The organism is Pyxidicoccus caerfyrddinensis (genome assembly GCF_010894405.1).
GTDB lineage: Bacteria > Myxococcota > Myxococcia > Myxococcales > Myxococcaceae > Myxococcus > Myxococcus caerfyrddinensis.
This window is the reverse complement of sequence record NZ_JAAIYA010000013.1, coordinates 267,826-291,258: the sequence shown is the minus strand read 5'-3', so window position 1 is coordinate 291,258 and position 23,433 is coordinate 267,826. Positions and strand designations below refer to the sequence as shown.

Genomic DNA, 23,433 nt, shown 5'->3' with positions numbered 1-23,433 from the left:
AGCTCTAGGGAGTCGCGGGGCGGTTGCGTTGGGAGCGCTCCCACGCGCGGACCTTCACGTGGGCCGCGTCGAACAGGCGCTCGAAGTTGCCCTTGAGCAGCTTCGCGCGGACCTCTGGGGACAGCAGCTCCAGCATCGGAGCGTACTGCTCGTAGACGCGCAGGTAGTCGGCCTGGTTGGAGGGGGCGACCTCGTCGGTGCCGAAGAGGAAGCGGTCGGGATACCGGCTGAGGGTGTCCGCCACCCGCCGCGTGGTCTCCGGCGTGGCCATGGCGTACTTCGCGACCTCGCTCCAGGAGATGTCCATGTACACGTGGCTGTATTGCGGGTCCGCGAGCAGCTCCTCCGCCATCGCCATGTGATGGAGCACCGGACGCACCACCCGGCCCACGCCGATATGCGCCCAGATGATGGTGGTCCTGGGATGGCGCCGGAACAGGGCCTTGAGCTGCTCCAGGTGGACCGGGACCTTCTCCCGCTCGGCGAAGGGAACGTCGATGTCGTTGTGCAGAATCACCACGAGGCCCGCCTCGCCGGCGAAGTCCAGGATGCGGTCCAGCGCCGGGTCCGTCAGGCTGGCGACCTCGCCCGCGACCTTCGCCGACACGAATTCCTTGTGGATGGTGAACTCGCCAATGCCGCTGAACACGCCGGGGAAGAGCGTGAGCACCCGCTTGATGTGGTCCGCCGCGTACATATCGGTGGGGTTGAAGCCGGTAATCATCGGCTCGAAGCGCGCGCGCTGCGCCCTGGGCAGGGACAGGTAGGCCTGCGCGATGAACGCATCCGTGAAGGAGTAGTAGTAGAGCGGCGCGTCCGTCTGCAGGTAGTAGGTGGGCGCGAAGTCCCCCGAGACGCGATGGGACCACTGCTGCTGCAAGGGAATGCCGAACAGCGTGGCCCGGCCCACCTTGTCTCCCATCACCCGCAACAGGTCGCGGATGTCGACGCCCTCCTGGATGTAATTGGTCAGGTGGACATGCGAATCGTGGAAGAGGAAGGGGGTCCGCGGCGGGGTGGCTTGTCCAAAGGCTTGCGTCGCCATGAGCAGGCCGAGCGCGAGCCCCGAGCCCCATGGGTGCTGCGAAGCAGGCAGACGCGGCAAGGGCAGGCCTCCGGGCAGGCCTCCGCAACCTAGGTAGGCCCCTCTCCCCCGAGAATCCGTCGCGGGGGCGGGGGTGATGTCCTGTGGGCGAAGAGGAGCACGGCCCCTCTCTCATGCCGCGACCGGCCAGGCGGGCGCAGGAGGTGCCCTCCTCCCCCGGTACGCTGTCCTCCCGAGGACGTCGCCCCAGGTTCTTCGCTGAGAGCTGTCGGAAACCGGAGGGAACACCATGCTCCCAGGGAATCGCACGAGCTGGAGGGCGCTCGTCGCCGCGCTGGCCGCCATCGTCGCGGCGACTGGCGCTTCGGCGCAGACGTCCGCGCAGAAGCCGCCGCCATCATCCGCGCAAGCCACCCCGCGTCCTCGCACGCCCCCCGCGGCCGGACTTCCCTCCGACGCGGAGCTCCAGGCGGCGATGCAGAAGGCCTATACGGCGAACAAGGGCGTCACCGAAGGCAAGAACGCCGACTACATCCCGGCGCTCGCCAAGGTGGACCCGAACCTGTTCGGCATTGCCATCCTCACCGTGGACGGAAGGGTCTTCTCCGTTGGGGATGACAGCCAGGCCTTCTCCATCCAATCCATCTCCAAGCCCTTCGTGGCCGCGCGGCTGATGTCCGAGATGGGCATCGACAAGATGGAGGAGAAGATTGGAGTGAATGCCACCGGCCTCCCCTTCAACTCAATCGAGGCCATCGAGCGGAACAAGACGTCGGAGGATCCGCCCACCGGCAACCCCCTGGTGAACGCGGGCGCCATCGCCACGGTGGGAAACCTGAAGGCCGCCAACGAAACCGAGCGCTGGAAGAGCGTGCAGGGGACGCTCAGCGCGTTCGCCGGACGCGACCTCCCGGTGGATGACGAAATCTACAAGTCCGAGGCGGCCACCAACACCCGCAACCGCTCCATCGCGGACCTGCTCAAGGCGTATGAGGTGATTCCGGGCAAACCGGCGGAAGCGCTCGATGTCTACACGCGGCAGTGCTCGGTGGCGGTGAACGTGAAGGACCTGGCCGCCATGGGCGCCACCCTCGCGGCGGGAGGCCTCAACCCCCTCACCGGCAAGCAGGTGGTGAGCGCCGACGTCGCCGCGCGCACGCTCGCGTTGATGATGACCGCCGGCCTCTACGAGGACTCAGGGACGTGGGCCTTCGAGGTGGGCGTGCCCGCCAAGAGCGGCGTGGGCGGCGGCATCGTCGCGGTGGTGCCCGGGAAGTACGCGGTGGCCGCGTTCTCCCCACCGCTGGACAAGGCCGGCAACAGCGTGCGCGCGCAGCGGGCCATCGAATCCATCACGAAGGACCTCGGCGGCAACGTCTTCCGCGTCGCCCAGCGGCCCACGCCCAGGCCCGCCCCGCGGTAGGCGGGTGGCCCCCGCGCTCACTCCTCCTTCTTGATTTTGAAGACGTGGTTGAAGGAGTACTTCATCGAGAACTGGATGCGGTAGTCATCATAGACATACCCGCCTCCGTGGTTGCGCCGCTGCCCCCACTGGAACTCCGGGCCGAAGAAGAAGTCCTCCGTGGGGTGCACCAGCACGTTGGCCAGGGCGTAGTGCCCGATGTTGAAGGCCTGGTCGTCCTGGCCATTCGAGTTGCTCACATTCACGAACGAGTGCCCGAGCGTGCTGGTCAGCCACGGAGTCCAGCTCAAGTCGAGGAAGGCGACCGTGCCCAGCACGTTCAACCCCACGCCCTCGATTGGCCGTGCCGGGTCCTCCGGGTTCATCTGGACGGCGATGTCCGATGCGGCGTCGTTCATGTAGTTCTGGATGGCATTGCCGTAGACGAACTGCAGCTTGAGCACCGCATCCTTCCACGGGAGCTTCACGTTCGAGCTCACGTTGACGCCCCAGCCCACCTCGTCTCCGGCCAGGTCGAGTGCGTCGGTGCCCAGGTCATCCCATTTGAGGTAGCGGAGAATCCCCGCCACCTGGATGTGGCCGAGCGCTCCGGTGTACCGGTAGTGGGCCACGAGGTCGGGCGCGGGAAAGCGTGAGCTGACGCCTTCCAGCTCGCTCCGGTCGGCGAACCGGTCCAGGTCCGCCGCGCCGCCCGGACTTTCGATGGAGACGTGCACCTCGGAGGGCGTGCCCTGGAGCGGACGCCAGCGAATCTGCGCGTTCCGGTAGAACACCATCCCGGTGGGTCCCCAGTACTCGATGGAGTTCGGGAACACGTCGGGGTCCATGAACCCGCTCCACGTCTGCCCTGCGCCGAACTGCCCGAGCTCGCCGAAGGCGTGTCGCAGCCGGAAGGTCGTCTGCCCCGCGTCGTCGCCGACGCCGAACAGCTCCGCTTCGAGGTGGACCTTCAGCTCGCCCAGGGGCGTGAGCATGAAGCTCTTGACGCCGAGCCGGCTCTGCCGGACGCCGAAGAACACCCGTCCCTCGCCGCCGAACTCGCCGTCGAACGAGGGCAGCTTCGTGGGGCGCACCACGTCGTACCAGTCCGGGTCGATGGTTCCGAAGTTGTAGCCGGTGTCGACCATCGCGAAGCCGTAGACCTCCAACCGGGTCCCCGAGGGCTTCTCCTCGTCCTGCGCACCCGCGGGGAGCGCGCCGAGACACGCCAGCACACCCACCCCCATCGCTGCCCAGCGCATGATTCGCATCCGGCCCCCTGGAAGGGACCGGAGCGTGGGTGAAGGCACCTGCCCAGTCCATGCGACCCGCGTGCTTCGCGGCATCGGCCACCACACAGCGGGCGGTGGCACGGGAGCGGCATTGCCCGGAAGCGCACACCGCCTTGCGCTTCACGGGCAACCGCTCGCGGGCGGGCGGCCTGACCGCTCCCGTCAGTGCGGGGCGTGCCGCTCCACCCCGGCGCCCTCCGGCATCAGCCGGTCCAGGGTCTCGGGACGCAGGCGGTAGCGGGCCTCGAAGCCGTCCATCAGGTCCAGGTACTGCTCCAGGTAGCGGGTCATCAGGAAGTTCTGCCGCACCTTCTCGCGCGCCGCCTCGCCCATGCGGCGGCGCAGCCCCTCGTCGGAGAGCAGGCGCACCAGGCGGTCCGCGGCCTCCTCTATCGAGGACACCAGGAAGCCATTCTCCCCGTCGTCAATCTGGTAGCGGATGCCGCCCACGTTGCCGCCGATGACGGGCGTGCGCTTCCACATGGCCTCGCTGACCGTCAGGCCGAAGCCCTCGCGCAGGGACTTCTGCATCACCACGGCGGCGCGGCGCTGGAGGGCGTTCACGAACGACGTGTCCTCACCGCTCATGATGAGGACCCGGTCCTCCTTCTTGCCCAGGAGCGACTCGTAGACTTGCGGCCCCTCGGGGTCATCCGTGGCCACGTTGCCCACGAGCACCAGCGTGCACTCCACCTTCCGCCGCGCCATCTGGAAGGCCTCGATGACGCCGTGCGGGTCCTTCCACCGGTCGAACCGGGAGACCTGGACCACCAGCGGCAGGTCCGTGGGGACGCCGTAGTGGCGCAGGCGCCGCTCCACCTCCCCTTCCGGCAGCTCGCGGTTGAGGATGCTGAACGGGTCGATGGCCGGCTGGAAGACGAGCTGCGGCACGCGCCAGGGCTGGCGGTACTCCACCGCGCTGCTGATGACCGCGTCGTACTTCTCGATGTACCCGGTGAGGTACTCGAAGATTTCCTGGCTGGGATTGGCCATGTCGACATGGCAGCGCCAGATCCACGGCCCGCGCTTGTGCGAGAAGTCCACCAGTGGGAGCGGCTGTGGGTCGTGCACCACGACGTAGTCATGGTCGAACCGGTTGCGCAGCGCGTTCTGGAAGGCGACGTCCTCGTAGATTTCCTTCTTGATGTCGGTGAGGCGGATGGGGGCGCCCTGGAGCGCGTTGTGCATCTTCTTGGTGATTCCGTAGAAGTCCGGCGGGCCCTGGATGGCGCGCCACTCGGCGTCGAGCCCCAGCGCGCGCATCAGCAGCGTCATCGAGGAGAGGATTTCCGCCACGCCGCCGCCGAAGTAGGTCGAGTTCACATGGCAGACGCTGCGGCCGGTGAGCTGCTTGCCCTTGGCGAGAATCCGCTCCACCGCCTGCGGGCCGATGAAGGGCTCGTAGTCTTCCACCGTGGAAATCACATGTCGGCTCTGCATGCCGTCCTCCCTCGCGTTCAAGTGGGCCTGGTCGCCTTCGGTCTCGCGGGCAGGCTGAGCACGCCCCAAAGCTGGGGACCTCTGTGCGCGGGGACAAGCTCACGCGCGCCCTGCCGGCCCTGCGCAGTGGGAGTTCGGACCGGGGCGCGACGAGGCAGGCCGTCGGCTGGATGACGGCCTGCCCCGTCGCGCTCTAGCGGGCAGGCTTGAGTTCCCGGCACGAGCGCTCCAAGGTGGGCGCTTCCATCGAAGGGAGCCCTGCATGATGAAGCATCTCCGGAGCCTGTCCGCCGCGCTGTTCCTCCTCCTGCCCGCCCTGGCCGCCGCGGAGACGACGTGGGTCATCAACGCGAGCGTGCCCGTGGTGGGCGCGGGAGGGGGCTACGTCTTCTATCAATTCCAGCTCAACACCGGCGTGTGGCCGGTGGCGCCGGGGCACACCGTGGGCGTCGTCTATACCTGGGACCACTGGCAGACCACCCAGTGGGGCACGCTCTCCTGGCAGGCCAACCAGTCCAACGCCTATGGCAGCCAGGACGAGGTGTGGAGGGGCGCCTTCAACATCCCTCCCAACCTCACCTTCACCACCGTCGAGTACGCCATCTACGTGGACGCGTCCGGCCACCGCACCTGGAACAACAACAACGGGCAGAACTTCACCGTCACCAAGGCGAATTAGGGCGGTCCGGTCCACCTACAGCCCTGCGTCCGCCTCCTCCTGGAAGGCGAGGTACGCGTCTTGCGAGGTGAGCTCATACGCCCAGGTGCGCAGCTCATGAAGGCTGGGGGCGATCACCGTCTCCGAGCTCCCCGTGAAGAGGACGACCTCCTTCCTGGGGAGCTTGCGGGACTGGAAGACCCTCCCGGACTGGCAGAGCGCGTGGACGGTGGTGGAGACGTCCCACTTCGCGTCGGCGTACGCGTATCTCCGGAGCTCGCGCGTCCGCGCACCCTCGTCCACGTTCTGATAGGCATAGAAGAGGATGCGCCCGCCGGGGTCGTTCCAGAAGTCACCCAAGGCATCCTGGAGCCGGTCGATGGACAGCTTCGCGGGACGCAGCTCCTCCGCGGTCATGTCGTCCGGGTCCTTGTCGCCGGCCCAGGCGGTGTCCAGATAGCCATTGTCGGAGAGAAAGCTGATGAACTCTTCCGACACGTAGACGCGGGTGAAGTCACGAAGCAGGTCCATGGCACTCCTGGCCGGCCCTTCTACCAGGGAAGCCGGTCGTTCTCGTGGAAGAACCCTCCGTTCGGACCATCCGCCGCCAGCGTGGCGAGGCGCACGCTGGTCCGGGCGCTGTCCGCCACGTCCATGGGGGCGTGAGGGCCGCCCAGCTCGGTCTTCACCCACCCCGGATGCGCGGAGTTGACCTTCACGTGGGTGTCCTTCAGCTCATCCGCCAGGTGCACCGTGAAGGCATTGAGCGCGGACTTCGAGGCGTTGTAGGCGAACGCCTTCGCGGCGGCGATGGGTGAGCCCTCCGCGGAGTGCAGCCCCAGCGAGCCGAGGATGCTCGAGACGTTGACGATGCGGCCCGCCGGGGCCTTCTTGAGAAGCGGCAGCAGCGTCTGCGTCAGCCGCACCACGGCGAAGAGGTTGGTCTCGAACGTCTCGCGCAGGATGTCCTCCGGGACGGTCGACGCGTTCCTCGCCAGGAGCTCTTCACGAATCAGCCCGGCGTTGTTCACGAGCACGTCCAGCCGGCCGTACTTTTCTTCGAGGTGCTTCTTCACGGACGCGTCGGTCTCCGGCCGCCGGGCATCGTAGAGCACGACCTCCGCCTTCACGCCGGCCGCACGAAGCTCCTCGAGCGCGGCCTGGCCCTTGCTCGGGTCGCGAGCGCCGATGACGACCTCGAAGCCGCTCTGCCCCAGCTCTCGCGCGGTCTGCAGCCCGATGCCACGGTTTCCACCCGTCACGAACGCAACCTTCTTCACGTCAGCCATCTCGACCTCCAGAGCGGAACGTCGTCCGCGATTTCTATACCGACCGGTATTGAATGCGGCCGTGGGCTGCTTTCGTCAAGTGAATTTCGTACCGTCCGGTATAGTTGTCGGAACATGGGACGACCCCGGAGCTTCGACGAAGAGGTGGCGCTGGACCGCGCGATGCGGCTGTTCTGGCGGCAGGGCTACGAGGGGACCTCCCTCGAGGACCTGACGTCGACGCTCGGAATCGCGAAGCCCAGCCTGTATGCGGCGTTCGGAAACAAGCGCTCGCTCTTCTCGAAGGCCGTGGAGCGCTACACCCGGGCAGTCAGGGAGAGTCTCCAGCGCGCGCTGGACGAGCCGAAGTCCGAGGACGTCGTCCGTCGCTTCCTCCGCCTCTACACCGAGCCCGGCCCCGACGCCCCGCCCGGGTGCTTCCTCGTCCAGGGCGCCCTGGCGTGCAGCCCCGAGTCGGCGGAAGTCCAACGGGAGGTCTCCGAGCGCCGGCAGGAAGCCGAAGTCCTGCTCGCCCAGCGGCTGGCTCGCGCCCAGAAGGAAGGCGACCTGCCGCCGGATGCGCGGCCGAACGACCTGGCGCGGTACGTGTGCACGGTCGCCCAGGGACTCTCCGTGCAGGCCGCTGGCGGCGCCACCGCCCCACAGCTGCGCCGCGTGGCGGAGCTCGCGCTCATGAACTGGAACGCGCTGGGGAGCCCCAAGCGCTAGTGCCGGGCGCCATCCCGATATAATTGACCGATTGGTCCGGAGTCGTTACACCTGTCCGCATGGCACGGACCAGGGAATTCGACCGAGAGGAAGCGCTCGACCGGGCGATGCACGTCTTCTGGGACAAGGGCTACGAGGCGACGTCGCTGAGCGACCTGCTCGACGCCATGGGCATCGCCCGGCAGAGCCTCTACGACACCTTCGGCGACAAGCATGCGCTGTTCCTGGAGGCGCTCGACCGCTACGAGACGCACCGGTTGGACCAGCTCCAGTCCTGCCTGGAGACCGCGCCCTCCGTGACGCGCGCGTTCCGCGACATGTTCGAGGGCCTCGTCGACGAGAGCGAGGCCGTGAAGCGCCGCGGCTGCATGGGCGTCAGCGCCGTGGTCGAGCTGGCGCCGCATGACCCGGAGCTCGCCAGGAGCATCGCCGCCCGGCAGCGCGGCCTCGAGGCCCTCTTCTTCCGGGCGCTCGAACGAGCCCGGGAAAAGGGAGAGCTGCCGCCGTCCAAGGACACCCGGGCCCTCGCGCGCTTCTTCGTGGGCGCCCTGCAGGGGCTGAGGGTCGCCGCCACGGCCGACCCGAAGTCCGCGGCCCTCCGCGACATGGCCCGAGTCACCTTGCAAGTCCTCGAATAGGACGCGCCCCTCGAGATGGGTGGCGCGTCTTCGGCCGGCTTATTTTAGACCAAATGGTCTGGAAAGGAAGCACGACATGGCAGGGAAGCTGGAAGGAAAGGTGGCGGTCATCACCGGAGGGACGAGCGGGATTGGCCTCGCGGCCGCGAGGCTGTTCCACGAGGAGGGCGCGCGCGTGCTCGTCACGGGGTCGAATCCCGTCACGGTGGAGAAGGCTCGCGCCGAGCTTCAGGGCATTGCCCAGGTGGTCCAGTCGGACGCCTCGGACGGTGCCCAGGTCCGCGCGCTGTTCGAGCACGTGAAGCGCGAGTTCGGAGGGCTGGACGTGCTGTTCCTGAACGCGGGCATCTCGAGGACCGCCCCCCTGGCCTCACTGGACGAGGCGATGTTCGACGAGGTCTTCCGCATCAACGTGAAGGGGCCATGGCTCGCGCTGGGCGCCGCCATCCCCGTGCTCCGCCGGGGCGGTGCCGTCGTCCTCAACACCTCGATGACGAACATCCTCGGCATGCCGGGGGGCAGCGCCTACGCCGCCTCGAAGGCCGCCCTGCGCTCGCTGGCGCGCACCGCCGCCGCCGAGCTCGTGGAGCACGGCGTGCGCGTCAACGCCGTCAGCCCGGGGCCGACGGACTCGGGCATCATCGCCAAGGGCGGGCGTCCACCGGACGCCGTCGCGGCCATCGAGCAGGCTCTCATCGCCAGGATTCCCCTGCGGCGCCTGGGCAGGCCCGAGGAGATTGCGCGCGCGGCGCTGTTCCTCGCCTCGGAGGACTCCTCCTTCATGACGGGCGAGGAAATCGTCGTCGACGGCGGAATGACACGCGTCTGACCTGGAGACGGTTGCGCCAGGCAATGAAGCTTCACGGTGGACGTCCGGCCGCGATAGTTTGGCGGCCAGGACAACCACCATGTTCCGAATCGAGACAGAGAAAGAGCTGCTGAGCGCATTCCGCTCGCGGGACCGCAAGCACGTGGAATTGCCCAGGGGCACCCGTCTTCCCCTCTTCGTCCGCGACTACCTCGCCTGGGTGGACCCGTATGGGGTTCGCGTCTTCCTGGTGTTCACCGCACCCGGCAGCACGCGCCTCACGGGTATCACCTTCCGGCGGGATCAGCAGGCAGACAAGAGCCTGCCGACCCGGGTGTGTGACTGGTGCCTCTCTCCTGGCGGGGGGGACCAGATTGGCCTGCTCACCACGGATGTCGATGCGAAGCGCCGGGTGGGCGTGAATCTCTGCCTGGACCTCCGCTGCCAGGAGAAGCTCGAGTCGGCGATGAACCTCGCCGGCCGGGACCTCGTGGACGCAACCCAGAGGGTGCTCGAGCGCATGTCCCGCTTCGCGAGCGAGGCGTTGGGAATGGAGGTCCGCTCGGAAACCTGAGTCGAAGACCCCGGTGCAAACCCACACACCGGGGCCTGACTTCATCCGCGGCGGGGCGTGTCTCTACCGCTCCGCCGGAGCGCCCTCGCCGCCGGCGGCCAGCCGGCACCCGGTGGGCACCGAGAAGCCGTTGGTCGGCGTGGTGCTGGCGGAGCCGCCGGAGACGGCGTTGGAGCCCAGGCCGAAGGCGGCGAAGGCCGTCCACAGCCGGCAGACATCCTCACCGTTGTGCAGGGCGGTGGCCGCCTGGATGATGCCGTCACGCACCTGGGTGAAGGTGGGGCTGCACGGCGTGTTCTTCAGGCCCTGGATGAAGTACTGCATGAAGCGCTGGTTACCCGCGCCACCCGTCGCGTTGTAGAGGTTGCTGTTCCACGCCCACTGCTGCACGAGCAACCAGTAGGCCTCCCACATCGCCTGGGTGAACACCGAGCCAACGCCGTGCGGCACGGCCATGCCGTTGATGCTGGCGTAGGTCCACGTGTTGACGGAGGAGCTGGTGCTGTAGCGCTGGGTGCGAATGCCCAGGCCGGTGGTGGCCTGGTTCAGCGCGTACGTGCCCATGCCGCGGCCCATGGGGCCCGTGTCCGTCGACCTCGCCGTGAACCAGAGCGCCAGGAAGTCGCTGATGCCCTCGCCCGGCTGCTGCCGGTTGGCGAGGCACGACACGTTGCTGGGGCCGCCGACGAGGCGGTTGGAGATGCCGTGGCCGTACTCGTGGACGACAATGCCCGAGTCCAGGTCTCCGTCCTTGTTCGGCGTCACCGTGTTCCACTTGTACATCTGCATGCGCGGCCGCTGACCGTCCGGCGGGGTGGAGAAGTTAGCGTTGTTGGTGCCGCCGCCGTCCTGCGCCTCCGCGCGCACGTCGTCGTTGCCCGCGCCGCCGCGGCCGTAGTTGTTCACCTGGAAGTTGCCGGACAGCTCGTCGAACCCGTACTGGTACTGGACGTCGTGGATGATGTTGTTCCAGTAGAACAGGTTGGTGACGGCCGCCGGGATGTACGTGGAGGGCGCGCCCGTGAGGCTGAGCGTGAAGCTGCAGTTGAGCGTGGTGCCGCACGCCGGCTGCGTCGTGGGCGGCAGGCCGTCGTTGTTGCTGTCCTCGTACGCGTGGACGTTGTTGCCGCGGGGAACGGTGAACTCGGCCCCGGCGACGCCGTTCGTGTCATGCCAGCCGTAGGGCGAGGCCAGCGCGTTGGCGGGGTTGGTGACCACCACGCGCCCGTCCGAGGGCGGCAGCGGCGAGGTGTGGTTGGGGCTCTCCACCGGCAACGGATAGACCTTGTACGTGTCGTCGGCCACCCAGTCGAAGCGCGTCCACACCTCGCCCGTCTGGGCGTCCACCGTCACGTCGTAGTCGTGCTGCTGGTCCGGGGTGTGGACCTGGAAGTGCCACACCAGGCGCGCCTCGCCGCGGCGCACCGGCAGCACCGCCAGCTCCGCGTCGATGGGCTCGCTCGAGAAGCCCGGCACCTCCAGGCGCGTGTGCTGCTTCACGCCGGGCTCCGACTTCAGCGCCCGGGGCACCTCCGCGAGCTGCACACCCAGATGCTTCGCCAGGCTCGCCACCGCGTCACCGGCGCCCAGGCGCGGCTCTACACTGGCGATGGCCGATTCGAGCGCGGGCAGGAAGTCGCTGTGCACGCCGAGGACGCGCCCGTCCCGGTCCACGTTGATTTGAAGCTGCGCGTTGTAGACGGGCAGCCCCTGGTACGACTGGCGCAGGTACAGGTTGGTGATGCCGCTGACCTTCGAGTAGACGCGGTCCGTCACCTCCAGGTGCGCCAGGTCCTCCAGCGCCAGCCCGAGCGCCTCGTGGTGCTTCTGGACGAAGTCCAGGCCGACGGCCAGCGCGTCGCCGCTGCTGGGGCCGGAGAGCGCGCCCAGGGGATTGGTGAGCGAGCGCACCAGCCCGCGCGACTCGTCCACCTCCACGAGCAGCTCCGGCACGCTCTGCCGCAGCGCCGCCTCGCCGGACTTCTGGCTCACGGAGAAGCCGAACCGGGCCTGCGCGTTGTACGTGTCGCGCGCGTCGTGGTTGCGGCCGCCACCGGACTCCTGGGTGACTGCCATTGCCGAGGGACCCGTGAGGGCTCCCATGAGAAACACCGCATGGAAGAGGCGCCTTCGGTAGGAACCAGTGGACATGTCGTGCTCCTGCGTTGCGGGGGACTGCCCCGGATGGGGGGGGCAGCCCTTCATAAACAAGGAAATCAGCTTTCACACGTAAATCATGAATGACGCGTTCACGGCTGATTTTTACGGCCGGAAGGGAACCCTCACGCACGCGGCCGTCGCGTCGCGGCATCCCATTGACGAGACGCGGCAATCCCGGGCCCGGACACGGACGCGCGGGGCGCCCATGCAACGAATGGGAGACGCCGGGCGTGCGGATTGCAGCCCTCGCGCGCATGACGTCCACCACCTCCCCTGCTCCGGCCGCGCCCACCGAAGCCCAACCCATCGAAGCAGCCGAGCGCCTGCCGCTGCTCGACACGCTGCGCGGCTTCGCGCTGTGCGGCGTCTTCATGGCCAACGTCTACCTCTGGTTCAGCGGGCGCATGTTCCTCTCCCGCGTCCAGTACGAGGCGGCCTACAAGGACCCGTCCTGGCTGGACAGCGTCAGCAACTACATGTTCAGCGTGCTGATTGGCGGCCGGTTCATCACCCTCTTCTCGTTCCTGTTCGGCCTGGGGTTCGCGGTGCAGCTCGGGCGCGCGGAGCGGCGCGGGGCTTCGGTGGTGCCGGTGTACGCACGGCGGCTCACGGTGATGTTGCTCCTGGGGCTCGCGCACCTGTTCCTGCTCTTCCAGGGCGACATCGTCAGCACCTACGCGCTGCTGGGCTTCACGCTGCTCGTGTTCCACCGTCGCGCGGACCGCACGCTGCTGCTGTGGGCGACGGCGCTCATCTTCCTCGCGCCCGTGCTGGAGAACGTGGCGCTGCGGCTGCCGCAATTGCTCGGCACACCGGGCGCCGAGGAGGCCGCGAAGGCGTCCGCGGAACGCGCCTCGGCGCTCCGGGCCCAGGTGCTGGAGGCGTTCATGCACGGCTCGTGGCCGGACACGGTGCGGGTCGGCGCGGCGTACTACCTGGGAGACCTGGGGCGAAACCTCAGCGTCTACTTCCCCGTCATCGTCGGCCGCTTCCTGCTGGGCCTGTGGGCGGGCCGCCGCCGCCTCTTCCACGACGCTTCCCAGCACCTGCCCTTCTTCCGCCGGCTGCTCGCGTGGGGCCTGGGGCTGGGGCTCCTCGCCAGCGGCCTGGGGGTGCTCGTCGGGCAGCTCTTCTCCCGCAAGGTCCTCCAGCCGGAGTCGGTGCCGTGGCTGCCGTTCGCCATGTCGCCGGTGCGCCACCTCGGGGAGATGGGAATCGCGGCGGCCTACGTCGCCATCATCACCCTGCTCTTCCAGCGCGAGGCGTGGCGGCGCTGCTTGTCGGTGCTGGCCCCGGTGGGCCACATGGCGCTGACGAACTACCTGCTGGAGTCGGTGCTGGGCGTGGCCCTCTTCTACGGGTACGGGCTGGGGTGGATGCACACGTTCGGCTCGGCGGCGCAGTTCGCGGTGGCCTTGGCGCTCTTCAGCCTCCAGGTCGTCTTCAGCCACCTGTGGCTGGCGCGCTTCCGCTTCGGCCCCGCCGAGTGGGTGACGCGCTCGCTCACGTATGGCCGGGCGCAGCCCATGCGCCGCGGCGCCGTGCCAGAGGACGGGGTGGTGAACGCCTGACCCACCTGTACTCACTGTGAGTCCGTACCGGGCGCCGCGGGGCTACTGGATGGTCAGGTTGAGGTGTTCCCCCGCGGTGACCGGCAGCTCCTGATCGCCGTTGGAGGCAGCGTCGGAGCCGATGGTCTCCAGCCGGAAGCGAATCCGGTCCACGTCGCGAATCGTCTGGTTGGGGATGACGAAGTTACGGGTCGACATCCCCGGGACGGTGCCCAGGCGGACCCGGCTCGTCCCGTTCATCACGTACACGAAGAGGTTGATGTCGACCATCTTGAGGTTGCGCACTTCGACCGTCGTATCCGGAGGCGGGGGCTTGGAGGGGTCCTCCGCCGTCTGGGCGCTGCTGCAGGAGACCGCGAGGACAAACAGGACGAGTGGGACGACCTGGGTTGCACGCATGGCACCTCTCCATCCGATGGAGGAGCCACGAGCCTAACAGCCCCCTCCGGTGGAAGCGGGCCGGGGCCGAGCGACTTGTCAGGACGTCATCAGGTCCGACGTCGGAGGAGCCAAACGAAAACCAGATTGAAGAGACGTCATGACCAGGCTGAACCAGATCATCGCTGTCGAGAAGGGCGTCAAGAACCGCTCGCAGCAGGAACTCACGCAGGCGCACCACGACCTGCAGAAACCGCAGCTCCTCGCCGGAATCTCGCGCACGTATCAGCCCCGTGACGAGGAGGGCGAGCGCTTTCCGCCCGAGTCCACGCGCGTCCAGGTGCGAACCGACGACGTGCTGAAGAAGACCCGCGAAATCCTCGCCCGGCTGTTCGATGTCACCGCCACCAAGGACCTCACCAACTGCCACGCCCGCGCGGACGTGAAGGTGGACGGCAGGGTGCTGCTCAAGGGGGCCCCCGCCACGTACCTGCTCTTCCTGGAGAAGCAGCTGGTGGACCTGCACACCTTCGTGCAGAAGCTCCCCACGCTGGACCCTTCGGAGAGCTGGGTGCCGGACCCCGCCCAGGGCCTGTGGGCGACCGAGCCGGTGCAGACGGCGAAGACGAAGAAGGTCCCTCGCAACCACGTGAAGTCCGAGGCCACGGAGAAGCACCCGGCCCAGGTGGAGGTGTATTACGAGGACATCGTCGTCGGTTACTGGAAGACGGTGAAGTTCTCCGGCGCCCTGCCCGCCATCCGCGTCAACGACATGCTGGAGCGCGTGGAGAAGCTGCAGCAGGCCGTGAAGTTCGCGCGCGAGGAGGCCAATGCCGTCGAGGTGGAGGAACTGAAGGCCGGCGACGCGCTGCTCGGCTATCTCTTCGGCCAGGCTTAAGGCCCTAAAAGTTTTCGGAGTACAAACTCAAGCTCAGCAGCAGACTCACGCGGAACGCTTCCGGATCGCCGTCAGTGCAGGTTCGAGTCCTGCCCCCGTCACCACTCCTGACGACGGGGTAGCCCAATGGGTAGAGGCACGCGACAGCCAGGAAGCGTGAGGCACCCCAGAATCAAGTTCTCACTCCAGACTCAGCATTCGCTGTCGCAGGTCCGATCAACCGTCTCCGCTCGCCCCCTCGAGATGCTGGTGCAATTCCAGCCCGCCGCTCCATCCGCCTTGCGCGGCGGTCGTTCAATCGCAGGACGCGAGGTCTCAACCTGAAGCGGGGACTTCAAACGTGCGGACCTCATCCATGGCAGCACCCCGAGCCCGGTCAGGAGGACACCCTGGCCGGGCTCACCATTTTTCGCAGCCCATGGCCGGCTGCCTGCCCGCACGAAAGGCGTGAATATCCGCACGGGCTGTCCGTCCAGGGGACGCAACACACCTCCCCCAAGGACCCACCCCATGCGCCATCCCTCCCCACGGGCGCACGCTGGCCTCGTGCTGGCTGCGACCCTGGTGCCCCTGTGCGTCTTCGCGGCCCCGCTGCGCCTCCAGCTCTCGAGCTTCGACAGCGCCGTGACGGACGTCCCCGACCTGAGCGCGCAGGCCGTGCAGAACCGCACCGCCTACGGGCTCACACAGGCCCTCGCGCTCGACCAGGGCCGGGCCACGCTGGTGGCTCCGGGCGCGCTGGAGGACGCGGACCTGCTGGTGGGAGGGAAGCTGGGGCGCAACGGGACGAAGTACCAGCTCATCTATGTCCTCCAGACGCGGCAGGAGCCGAAGCTGCGGACGCAGCTGTCCTACGAGTTCGTCAACCCGCGGCTCAGCGACCGGGGCGTCACGGTGATGGCACAGGACGTCATCTCCGAGGCCGTGAAGCTGGAGGAAGCCCGGAAGGCCCAGGCGGTGGCGCTGCAACCCATGCCCGCCCCCAAGCCCTCGGTGGCGCGCGCCCCTGCTGCGCCGCCTCCAGAGCCGGAGCGCGTGAGCAGCCCTCCCGCGCCCCAGGCGCCTCGTGAGCGTGAGCCCGTGGCGTCCCTGGCGCCGGAGGACCCGTCCGACACGTATGAGGCCCGGCAGCAGCCGCTCGTCGTCATCCACACCGGCCTGACGGGCCTCTATGTCCCCGGCTCGGGAGCAGCGGGCTTCGGCGCCGCGGTCGAACCGAAGTGGAACATCACCGACTCCCTCTCCGCGGGCTTCCGGTTCGACGCTGGCATCACGATGGGCGGCAGCATCGCGGCGCGGGGGACCACGTCGTTCTCGGCAGGGGCTTCAGCGGCGACGCTCGCCAAGGGCGAGTTCCTCCTCGGCCGCCGCGGGGTGCGCCCGTTCGTGGGCGTGGGCGCCGGCATGTACATGCTCGCGAATCAGAGCGTGGCCGCGAGCGTGGAGGGCGCCGGCCTCAACCAGTCCGGCGGCACGTTCTTCGGCGTGGCCCCGCAGCTCGGCGTCGACTTCGGCGGCGTCCGCCTCGGGCTGACGTACAACCACATCCTCGGCGCGGACGTCGTCGTCGAGCAGAACGTCAACGCGGGCATCGAGGCGGAGCGCATCCACCGCAACTACCTCCAGGTGGAGATTGCGTTCCGCGTCGCCAGGTTCGGCACGCCGCGGCGCCCCGTCGGCGCCAGCCGCTACTAGGGAGTCCCGGGGCGCCGTCCCAGCGGCAGCCGCACCGTGAAGAGCGCCCCCTGCCCCAGCTCGCTGCGCACGTCGATGGTGCCGCCCATGGCCTCGACAATCTGCCGGGAGATGTAGAGCCCCAGGCCCAGGCCGCCATAGTGGCGCTCGGAGACGCCCCGCTCGAAGCGGCCGAAGAGGCGCGGCAGTGTCTCGGCGGCGATGCCGATGCCCTCGTCGCGCACCCGCAAGCGGGCCTGGCCCTCGTCCAGGTCCACCTCGATGGAGACGGGCCTGCCGGCGCCGTACTTCGCCGCGTTGGAGAGGAGGTTCACCACCACCTGCTCCAGGCGGGAGCCGTCCCACTGCCCGCGCACCTCCGTCCCCAGCGACAGGTGCACCTCACATTCCGCCTGGGCGAACACCGCCTCCAGCCGCTCGTGGGCGTCCTTCACCACCTGCGCCAGGTCCACCTCCGACAGCTCCAGCGCGAGCTTGCCCAGCGACAGCCGGCTCACGTCCAGCAGGCTGTCCACCAGCGAGGCGAGCCGGTCCACCTGCCGCGAGGCCGCCGCCATCCTCGCGCGGACCTTGTCGGCCACCCCCTCCTCCACGGCCCGCTGGATGAGCGAGTGCTGCAGGCGCAGCGACGTGAGCGGCGTCTTCAGCTCATGGCTCGCCACCGAGAGGAACTCGTCGCGCAGGCGGACCGCCGCCTGGGCGGCCCGGTACAGCTCCGCGCGCTCCAGCGCCTGGGCGCACTGCCGCGTGAGCGCCACCAGGAAGGCCTTCTCCTGCGGACGGAAGGCCCGTGACTCCGTCCAGCGCAGCGCGATGAGCCCGAGCACCCGGTGCTCCGTCGCCAGCGGCAGCAGGGCCCGCGCACCCTCGCCGAGCTCCTCGGCGGTGGCGTCCACCTCCGGCACGCTGGCCATGTACTCCTCGCGAGTGGAGCACCACAGGGGCACCCGGTCCCGCACCACCGCGGCCAGCCCCGCGGACTGCTCCAGCACCCTCGGCTTCATGGTGGCGATGAGCACGTCGTTGTAGCCGAAGTGCCGCACCCAGCGCAGCGTGCCGTCCCGTAGCTGCAGGAAGGCGCCCCGCTGGGCCTGCGTGGACTGGAGCCCCTCGTGGATGATGACTTCCGCCATCTCCTCCTCCGACGCGGCCCGCGACAGCGCGGCGGTGATGCCCTGCAGCCGCTCGGTGCGCGCCTGGGCCTCCTTCGACTCCCGGAACAGGAGGGCATTGTCCAGGCAGAGGCTCGCGCGGCGGGCGAGCTCGCGCGCCAGCTCCAGGTCCCGTGCCCCGTAGCGCCGGGGGCCCGATTCGATGGTGAGCGAGAAGGCTCCCAGCACCCGCCCTCGCGCCTGGAGCGGCACGCTGAGGCTGGAGCGCAGGCCCAGCTTCCGGCTCAGGGCCAGGTGCTCCTCACCGCGCGCGAGCGCCGGCAGGGCCTCGTCCGGAATCTCCGGCAGGCAGCGGGGCTCTCCCGTCCGCAGCACCTCGGCGATGCCGCCGTGGGCGCTCACGTCGATGGGCCAGCGGCGGGCAATCTCGAAGGCCAGCGCCACCTTCTCCGGGTCCCTGTGCACCACCACCCGCCGCTCCACGGTGCCCCGCTCCGTGAGCATGTCCACCGCGCACCAGTCCGCCAGCTGCGGCACCGCGAGCTCCGCGAGGCGCTGGAGCACCGTCCCCTCGTCCAGCGAGGACGCCAGCACCTCGCCGGCCCGGGCGAGGAAGGCGAAGCGGTCCTCGGCCTCCTTGCGCTCCGTCAGGTCCTGGAAGCTCGCGGCCCGGTAGGTGACGTGGCCGTGCTCGTCCTTCAGCGCCACCCCGTCCACGAGGATGGGGACGCGGCTGCCGTCCCTGCGCACGTGGACGTTCTCATAGGTGTGGTGGCCCAGCTCGATGGTCCGCTCCAGCTCGGCGCGGTAGCTGGCGAAGGAGTCGGGGGCGACAATCTCCTGGACGTGCACGCCGATGAGCTGCTCGGGGCTGTCGTACCCGTGCATGCGCGCGAAGGCGGGGTTGGCCGCGTTGATGCGCCAGGTCTCCGGGTCCGTGCTCGCGATGCCCCAGCCCGCATGGTGGAAGAGCTGGTCCCACCGCGCCAGCTGCTCCGCGTTGCGCTTCAAGTCCCTCGCGAGCGACTCGGCGCGCTGGCGGGCGCGCACCTGCTCCGTCACTTCCACGGAGAAGTTGATGAGACCGTCCACCTTCCCCCGGGCGTCCCACGTGGGCTGGTAGGTGAGGTTGAAGAAGGCCTCCTCCAGTTCGCCGGTGCCATGGCGGTCCAGCAGCACCGCGAACTCCGTGCCCACGAAGGGCTCCCCCGTCTCCAGCACGCGGCGCAGCGCCGACATCACCGTGGGCTGAGAGAGGACCTCCGGCGCCACTTCCGACAGGGTGCTGCCGAGTGGAACGCGGCGGCCGATGAGCTTCTCGTAGAGGGGGTTGGCGAACTCGAAGACGAAGTCGGGACCGCGGGTGATGGCGATGGCCGCCGACGACTGCTGCATGAAGATGCGGTGCAGGTGCTCCTGGTGGGAGCGCTCCAAGAGCTCGCGCTCCCGGGCCTGGAACAGCACGGCCTGGCGGCGGATGTCCTGGCGGGCGCGATACAGCTCGATGAAGACGGACACCTTCGCGCACAGCACCTGGGGCACGAAGGGCTTGGTGAGGAAGTCCACCGCGCCGGAGCCGTAGGCCGCGAGCACCTCCTGCTGCGTCCAGGTGTGCGCGGTGATGAAGATGATGGGCACCTCGCGGGAGCGCTCGCGCTGTTTGATGAGCGCGGCCGTCTCCAGGCCGCTCAGCCCCTCCATCTGCACGTCCAGGAGGATGACGGCGTAGTCCTCCCGCATCAGGTGGCGCAGCGCCTCGCGGCCCGAGGCGGCCTTGTGCAGCCGCACCTGCAATGGAGCGAGGACGGCCTCCAGCGCCAGGAGGTTGGCCGGGTTGTCGTCCACCAGGAGGACCGCGGGGGGCGCGACGTCGGGGCCCTCCGCCTCGGGGCCCGGTTCCTCGGCCTCCGCCGTCTCCCGTTCAGGAGCCGGGGGCGACAGGGGTGAACGGGGCGCGGAGGACATGGCACCTCCGACTTAACGGTTGCCGCGTCCGAGAACAATCCGGGGTTGCCCAGGGCGGGGAGCCTCTCGCGGAAGGCCAGGCCGGAAGCGTTCTGGAAAAGGCAGTCGCAGGGGACCCGTCGCTCAATCCGACTGCGCGATGTCCAATCGGAGGTCAAACGAGACGTCCGGCGAAGTCCTCCCGTTCTGCTTCACCATGACGGCGATGGTGTTCTCCCCCGCGACGAAGACGGTGGCCGGAAGGGTGGCCTCCACGTGCTCGTTCTCCGCGGAGGCCGTCGCATACTTCGCGTGCGCCGTGCCCACGCCCATGTTGCGGGTCAGCACCAACGTGCCGTTCACCCACACGGCAATGCCGTCATCGAAGATGGCGCTCAGCGTGGCGTCCACGGCGGGCCGCTCCAGGGTGACCTTCTTCCGGAAGTAGAGGCTCGTCTGTGACGGCACCGTGGCGGACAGGACGGTGGCCTCGTCCTTGTCCCCGTAGCCCAGCTGCCCCGCGCCGGAGGCCCACCCGGAGTCGTCGAAGCCCGCCGTGGACCAGCTCGCTCCCGGGTCCACGCCGCTCGCTTCGTACTTCCACGTAGCACCGAAGGGAATGACGGTGCGCAGCGGGGTGAGGTCCACCAGGGCGTGCGCATCCATCGCAAGGGTGCCAGGACCGATGAGGGACAGCCCTACGCTGAGGGCCTTCGCCTCGGCCGGCGCCGGTGGCGTCGTCCACTCGGAGAGTCCGTAGATGGAGCTGTGTGGAAGCAGGGGCCCCTGGGCCCACCACACCCAGCCACCCGCGGCGGTGCGGTAGTACGCGGCGAAGCGCGCCGGCCCGTCCGTCCGGTACGCGGCGCTCACCCGGTAGCGGTGGCCCGGGCGCACGGGCGGCGCGCACGCGCCCAGGTCCTGTGCGGACACGAGCTTCACGTCGCCCGACACATGGCGCGTCACGGTGACCTGCTGCGCGCGGCTCCCCTCCCACACGTCCTCCGGCAGGCTCCATGCGACCGTCAGGTCGCCGTAGGACGTGCGCAGCCAGCAGTCCGGCGCGGTGTCCCCGTTGGCGTCGTCCTCCAGCGAGGGATTGAGCAGCAGCTGGCCCCAGGCCTCACGCTCCGGTGGAAGCGGCCCGGGCACCGGCGGCTTCACCGCGCCCCCGATGACCTCGTGCACCGTGCGGACCGTGGTTCCCAGCGACGTGCGCGGCGCGAGCCAGGCGAGGAACGCCTCCAGCGTCGCCGGGGAGATGGCGAGCGTGTCGCAGCCGTCACACACGTCGTGGATGACGAACATCACCCACCCGCCCCCACCCTGCTCGGCGCGCAGCACCGCGCCCTGCAAGTCCTGGAGCGTGGTGGTCGCCTCCACCGAGCTGACCGTCCGCAGCGCGTAGGGCTCCGTGGGAGGCAGCTTCACTGCCACCGGACAGCTCGTGCAGCTCTCCACGCCCCGCAGCCCCGCGCTGTCCCGGCCGGAGTTGTAGCCGCAGTCCTGGACCCACTGGCGCGTCGTCGCGTCCTGCGCGCCGTAGGGGTAGGCGAAGGACGTCACCGTCAGGCCCGCGCCCGTCAGCGCCACGCGCTCGTCGCAGATCTGCCGGGCCTGCTCGTCGGGGACCAGGTCGGTCAGGCGCGGGTGGCTGACGGTGTGCCCACCAATCTCGTGGCCGTCGGCCTGGAGCGCCTGGAGCTGCGCCAGCGTCAGCCGGGTGGCCTGCCCGATGCGCCCGCTGTTCACATAGAACGTGCCGCGCAGCCCGTAGCGCGCGAGCAGCGCCGCGCCCTCGGCCTGGTTGGCGCGGCCGTCGTCGAACGTGAAGGACACCGTCACCGGCGCGGAGGTCTGCGCCCCGGCCTCGGGCGTGCGTCCTCCGAGCAACACGAGCAACGTCGACAACCCGAACAACGCACGGACTCGGAGCATGGTGAGAGCCAAATTCCTCACTCCCACTGTCCTGACAACCCCGTGGGCCGAGCGCACTGTGCGCCAGTGACAACATCGCTCCGAGGAGGCGGGCGCGTGGCGCGAAGCGTCAGGCACGGCGGGCCCGCGCCACCGTGCGCAAGTGCTTGACGCCATGTGCGGGGAGGACTCGGATGCGCGCCCATATGACTGAGCTGCTCACCCGCGCCGAAGCCTCGAAGTACACGCAGACCTCGCGTCACTCGGATGTGCTCGCCTTCGTGGACGAGCTGTGCCGCCGCACGAAGCTCGCGCGGCGTGTGGACTTCGGGAAGAGCGGCGAGGGCCAGCCCCTGGTGGCGCTCATCGTGAGCGACCGCAACTGCTTCACGCCCGAGCTGGCGCGCAAGCAGAAGAAGGTCATCGTGCTGGTGGAGGCCAACATCCACGCCGGCGAAGTGGAGGGCAAGGAGGCGCTGCTCGCCCTGGCCAGAGACCTCACGCTCACGAAGCTGGGCAAGAAGCTGCTGGACAAGCTGTGCCTCGTGCTCGTGCCGAACTTCAACCCGGATGGCAATGACCGCATCAGCCCCAACAACCGCAAGCTCAACCTGAAGGACCTCGAGGGACAGGTGAACCCCGAGGGCGGCGTGGGCATGCGCTACACGGGCGAGGGCTGGAACCTCAACCGCGACAGCATGAAGCAGGAGGCGCCGGAGACGCGCGCGCTCGCGGCGCTGCACCAGACATGGTGGCCGCACGTGTTCATCGACTGCCACACCACCGACGGCAGCATCCACGCGAACGACCTCACCTTCGACACCTCGCACTCCAACGAGCCGCTCTTCACGGAGCTGCGCGAGTTCAACCGCGACATGCTGGAGCGCGTGTCGAAGGCGGTGAAGAAGGGCCATGACTTCGACAGCTACTGGTACGGCAACTACAAGGTGGAGGGCGACCCGAAGTCGGGCTGGCACACCTACCCGGCGCTGCCCCGCTTCGGCAGCCACTACCGGGGCCTGCTGGGCCGCATCGACGTGCTGCTGGAGACGTACAGCTACATCGACTTCCCGCGCCGCTGCGCGGTGGCGCGGGCGTGGCTGCTGGAGCTGCTGCGCGATGCCGCGAAGCATGCCACTGCCTACCGCACCATCACCGCCGCCGAGGAGGAGCGCATCGTCGCGCGCGGCAAGTCGCCGGACCCGCAGGCGCTCGTGGGCATCAACTACGGCGTCGCCACGCGTGACGACAAGGGCGCGCTCGTCTTCGAGTACCCCGCCCACGCGAAGCCCGGCGACGTGGCCCCCATCCTCGCCTACGACGAGGCGAGCATCGCCGCGCGCCGCTACCCGGGAAAGAAGAAGAAGACCTACCGCATCCCCCACCACCGGACGTTCATCCCCACGCAGGCGGTGAGCACCCCGGCGGCGTACCTCGTCCCGGCGGAGCTGGCCGCGCGTCTGGAGGGACACGGCATCCGCTTCGAGCGCCTGTCCGAGGCGAAGCGCTTCACGGTGGACAGCTACCGCGTGGCCCGGCGCGAGGAGACCTTCAGCCCCGACGTGGCGGCGAACGTCCCGCCGCCCGGCGAGGCCGAGGTGCCCCTCAGCCAGAAGCCCAAGCCCGTGCGCTTCGAGACGGTGCTCACCGTGGCCCCCGAGCGCACCACGCGCGAGTTCCCCGCGGGGACGCTGTACGTGCCCACCGCGCAGCGCACCGGCACGCTCGCGGTGTACCTGCTGGAGCCGCACTCCGATGACGGCCTGTGCCGCTGGCAGTTCCTCGACGGGATGATTCAGACGGGCGAGCTGTACCCCGTCCACCGCGTGGTGGAGGCGGCCACCGCGCCGAAGAAGGCCGAGTGATGGCGTAGGGCCCTCTGCTTCGAGGGCCCGGCTTCCCTC

General features: G+C 69.0%; 19 protein-coding genes. 10 read left to right on the top strand and 9 right to left on the bottom strand.

Translation table 11 applies throughout. The annotated features are described in order from the left end of the window. Positions 1 to 4 precede the first annotated feature (4 nt). Complete coding sequence (locus tag G4D86_RS30380) at positions 5 to 1,105, bottom strand: amidohydrolase family protein (protein WP_205519841.1); 1,101 nt, start codon at positions 1,103 to 1,105, stop codon at positions 5 to 7. Positions 1,106 to 1,334: 229 nt separating this feature from the next. Here G4D86_RS30380 and glsA point away from each other — a divergent pair, with 229 nt between their 5' ends. Then, on the top strand, positions 1,335 to 2,468 hold the full coding sequence (glsA, locus tag G4D86_RS30375) for a glutaminase A (protein WP_163997560.1): 1,134 nt from the start codon (positions 1,335 to 1,337) through the stop codon (positions 2,466 to 2,468). Positions 2,469 to 2,485: 17 nt separating this feature from the next. Here the strand turns inward: glsA and G4D86_RS30370 are convergent, their stop codons facing one another. Together G4D86_RS30370 and G4D86_RS30365 are read right to left on the bottom strand one after the other, a co-directional pair. Continuing rightward, positions 2,486 to 3,709, bottom strand: coding sequence for a DcaP family trimeric outer membrane transporter (locus tag G4D86_RS30370; protein WP_163997559.1), 1,224 nt, complete (start codon positions 3,707 to 3,709; stop codon positions 2,486 to 2,488). 192 nt (positions 3,710 to 3,901) lie between these two features. Continuing rightward, the gene (locus G4D86_RS30365; RefSeq protein WP_163997558.1) at positions 3,902 to 5,179 is read right to left on the bottom strand and encodes a glycosyltransferase; all 1,278 of its coding nucleotides are present in this window, start codon (positions 5,177 to 5,179) and stop codon (positions 3,902 to 3,904) included. A gap of 262 nt (positions 5,180 to 5,441) precedes the next feature. Here G4D86_RS30365 and G4D86_RS30360 point away from each other — a divergent pair, with 262 nt between their 5' ends. Next, positions 5,442 to 5,858 carry a carbohydrate-binding protein gene (locus G4D86_RS30360; RefSeq protein ID WP_163997557.1) on the top strand — a complete coding sequence of 139 codons (417 nt, stop codon included), beginning with the start codon at positions 5,442 to 5,444 and terminating at the stop codon, positions 5,856 to 5,858. Between the two features lie 15 nt (positions 5,859 to 5,873). Here the strand turns inward: G4D86_RS30360 and G4D86_RS30355 are convergent, their stop codons facing one another. Beyond that, entirely contained in the window at positions 5,874 to 6,368 is a 495-nt protein-coding gene (locus tag G4D86_RS30355) for a hypothetical protein (protein ID WP_163997556.1), read from the bottom strand. 20 nt (positions 6,369 to 6,388) lie between these two features. Next, complete coding sequence (locus G4D86_RS30350; protein ID WP_163997555.1) at positions 6,389 to 7,126, bottom strand: SDR family oxidoreductase; 738 nt, start codon at positions 7,124 to 7,126, stop codon at positions 6,389 to 6,391. 114 nt (positions 7,127 to 7,240) lie between these two features. On the opposite strand from G4D86_RS30350, the gene G4D86_RS30345 reads away from it, so the two are divergent. The 4 genes from G4D86_RS30345 to G4D86_RS30330 all read left to right on the top strand — a co-directional run bounded on the left by G4D86_RS30345 (position 7,241) and on the right by G4D86_RS30330 (position 9,854). Continuing rightward, entirely contained in the window at positions 7,241 to 7,834 is a 594-nt protein-coding gene (locus G4D86_RS30345) for a TetR/AcrR family transcriptional regulator (RefSeq protein WP_163997554.1), read from the top strand. 107 nt (positions 7,835 to 7,941) lie between these two features. Continuing rightward, positions 7,942 to 8,472, top strand: a complete 531-nt coding sequence (locus G4D86_RS30340; protein ID WP_163997553.1) for a TetR/AcrR family transcriptional regulator — start codon at positions 7,942 to 7,944, stop codon at positions 8,470 to 8,472. Positions 8,473 to 8,548: 76 nt separating this feature from the next. Continuing rightward, positions 8,549 to 9,301 (top strand): SDR family oxidoreductase, encoded by a 753-nt coding sequence (locus G4D86_RS30335; RefSeq protein WP_163997552.1) that lies wholly within the window; start codon positions 8,549 to 8,551, stop codon positions 9,299 to 9,301. 79 nt (positions 9,302 to 9,380) lie between these two features. After that, entirely contained in the window at positions 9,381 to 9,854 is a 474-nt protein-coding gene (locus tag G4D86_RS30330) for an FBP domain-containing protein (protein WP_163997551.1), read from the top strand. A gap of 63 nt (positions 9,855 to 9,917) precedes the next feature. On the opposite strand, the gene G4D86_RS30325 is transcribed toward G4D86_RS30330, so the two are convergent. After that, complete coding sequence (locus G4D86_RS30325) at positions 9,918 to 11,930, bottom strand: M36 family metallopeptidase (protein WP_240360547.1); 2,013 nt, start codon at positions 11,928 to 11,930, stop codon at positions 9,918 to 9,920. A gap of 314 nt (positions 11,931 to 12,244) precedes the next feature. Between G4D86_RS30325 and G4D86_RS30320 the strand changes: the two genes are divergently transcribed. Continuing rightward, complete coding sequence (locus G4D86_RS30320; protein ID WP_240360546.1) at positions 12,245 to 13,585, top strand: DUF418 domain-containing protein; 1,341 nt, start codon at positions 12,245 to 12,247, stop codon at positions 13,583 to 13,585. A 42-nt stretch (positions 13,586 to 13,627) separates the two neighbouring features. Here G4D86_RS30320 and G4D86_RS30315 read toward each other — a convergent pair whose 3' ends face one another. Continuing rightward, complete coding sequence (locus tag G4D86_RS30315) at positions 13,628 to 13,984, bottom strand: hypothetical protein (protein WP_163997550.1); 357 nt, start codon at positions 13,982 to 13,984, stop codon at positions 13,628 to 13,630. Between the two features lie 139 nt (positions 13,985 to 14,123). Here G4D86_RS30315 and G4D86_RS30310 point away from each other — a divergent pair, with 139 nt between their 5' ends. Then, positions 14,124 to 14,861, top strand: a complete 738-nt coding sequence (locus G4D86_RS30310) for a DUF7873 family protein (RefSeq protein ID WP_163997549.1) — start codon at positions 14,124 to 14,126, stop codon at positions 14,859 to 14,861. 510 nt (positions 14,862 to 15,371) lie between these two features. Next, positions 15,372 to 16,556: a hypothetical protein gene (locus G4D86_RS30305; RefSeq protein WP_163997548.1), complete on the top strand. Its 1,185-nt coding sequence runs from the start codon at positions 15,372 to 15,374 to the stop codon at positions 16,554 to 16,556. Here G4D86_RS30305 and G4D86_RS30300 read toward each other — a convergent pair. Both G4D86_RS30300 and G4D86_RS30295 read right to left on the bottom strand, forming a co-directional pair. Beyond that, positions 16,553 to 19,633: an ATP-binding protein gene (locus G4D86_RS30300; protein WP_163997547.1), complete on the bottom strand. Its 3,081-nt coding sequence runs from the start codon at positions 19,631 to 19,633 to the stop codon at positions 16,553 to 16,555. The genes G4D86_RS30305 and G4D86_RS30300 overlap by 4 nt on opposite strands. A gap of 123 nt (positions 19,634 to 19,756) precedes the next feature. After that, complete coding sequence (locus G4D86_RS30295; protein ID WP_163997546.1) at positions 19,757 to 21,550, bottom strand: polysaccharide deacetylase family protein; 1,794 nt, start codon at positions 21,548 to 21,550, stop codon at positions 19,757 to 19,759. 185 nt (positions 21,551 to 21,735) lie between these two features. On the opposite strand from G4D86_RS30295, the gene G4D86_RS30290 reads away from it, so the two are divergent. Continuing rightward, entirely contained in the window at positions 21,736 to 23,394 is a 1,659-nt protein-coding gene (locus G4D86_RS30290; RefSeq protein WP_163997545.1) for a M14 family zinc carboxypeptidase, read from the top strand. Positions 23,395 to 23,433 lie beyond the last annotated feature (39 nt).

Excerpts from the sequence above, each read along its gene's own strand:
- glsA (WP_163997560.1), top strand. The coding sequence starts at position 1,335 with ATGCTCCCAGGGAATCGCACGAGCTGGAGGGCGCTCGTCGCCGCGCTG.
- G4D86_RS30370 (WP_163997559.1), bottom strand. The coding sequence starts at position 3,709 with ATGCGCTGGGCAGCGATGGGGGTGGGTGTGCTGGCGTGTCTCGGCGCG.
- G4D86_RS30365 (WP_163997558.1), bottom strand. The coding sequence starts at position 5,179 with ATGCAGAGCCGACATGTGATTTCCACGGTGGAAGACTACGAGCCCTTC.
- G4D86_RS30360 (WP_163997557.1), top strand. The coding sequence starts at position 5,442 with ATGATGAAGCATCTCCGGAGCCTGTCCGCCGCGCTGTTCCTCCTCCTG.
- G4D86_RS30355 (WP_163997556.1), bottom strand. The coding sequence starts at position 6,368 with ATGGACCTGCTTCGTGACTTCACCCGCGTCTACGTGTCGGAAGAGTTC.
- G4D86_RS30350 (WP_163997555.1), bottom strand. The coding sequence starts at position 7,126 with ATGGCTGACGTGAAGAAGGTTGCGTTCGTGACGGGTGGAAACCGTGGC.
- G4D86_RS30345 (WP_163997554.1), top strand. The coding sequence starts at position 7,241 with ATGGGACGACCCCGGAGCTTCGACGAAGAGGTGGCGCTGGACCGCGCG.
- G4D86_RS30340 (WP_163997553.1), top strand. The coding sequence starts at position 7,942 with ATGCACGTCTTCTGGGACAAGGGCTACGAGGCGACGTCGCTGAGCGAC.
- G4D86_RS30335 (WP_163997552.1), top strand. The coding sequence starts at position 8,549 with ATGGCAGGGAAGCTGGAAGGAAAGGTGGCGGTCATCACCGGAGGGACG.
- G4D86_RS30330 (WP_163997551.1), top strand. The coding sequence starts at position 9,381 with ATGTTCCGAATCGAGACAGAGAAAGAGCTGCTGAGCGCATTCCGCTCG.
- G4D86_RS30325 (WP_240360547.1), bottom strand. The coding sequence starts at position 11,930 with ATGGCAGTCACCCAGGAGTCCGGTGGCGGCCGCAACCACGACGCGCGC.
- G4D86_RS30315 (WP_163997550.1), bottom strand. The coding sequence starts at position 13,984 with ATGCGTGCAACCCAGGTCGTCCCACTCGTCCTGTTTGTCCTCGCGGTC.
- G4D86_RS30310 (WP_163997549.1), top strand. The coding sequence starts at position 14,124 with ATGACCAGGCTGAACCAGATCATCGCTGTCGAGAAGGGCGTCAAGAAC.
- G4D86_RS30305 (WP_163997548.1), top strand. The coding sequence starts at position 15,372 with ATGCGCCATCCCTCCCCACGGGCGCACGCTGGCCTCGTGCTGGCTGCG.
- G4D86_RS30300 (WP_163997547.1), bottom strand. The coding sequence starts at position 19,633 with ATGTCCTCCGCGCCCCGTTCACCCCTGTCGCCCCCGGCTCCTGAACGG.
- G4D86_RS30295 (WP_163997546.1), bottom strand. The coding sequence starts at position 21,550 with ATGCTCCGAGTCCGTGCGTTGTTCGGGTTGTCGACGTTGCTCGTGTTG.
- G4D86_RS30290 (WP_163997545.1), top strand. The coding sequence starts at position 21,736 with ATGACTGAGCTGCTCACCCGCGCCGAAGCCTCGAAGTACACGCAGACC.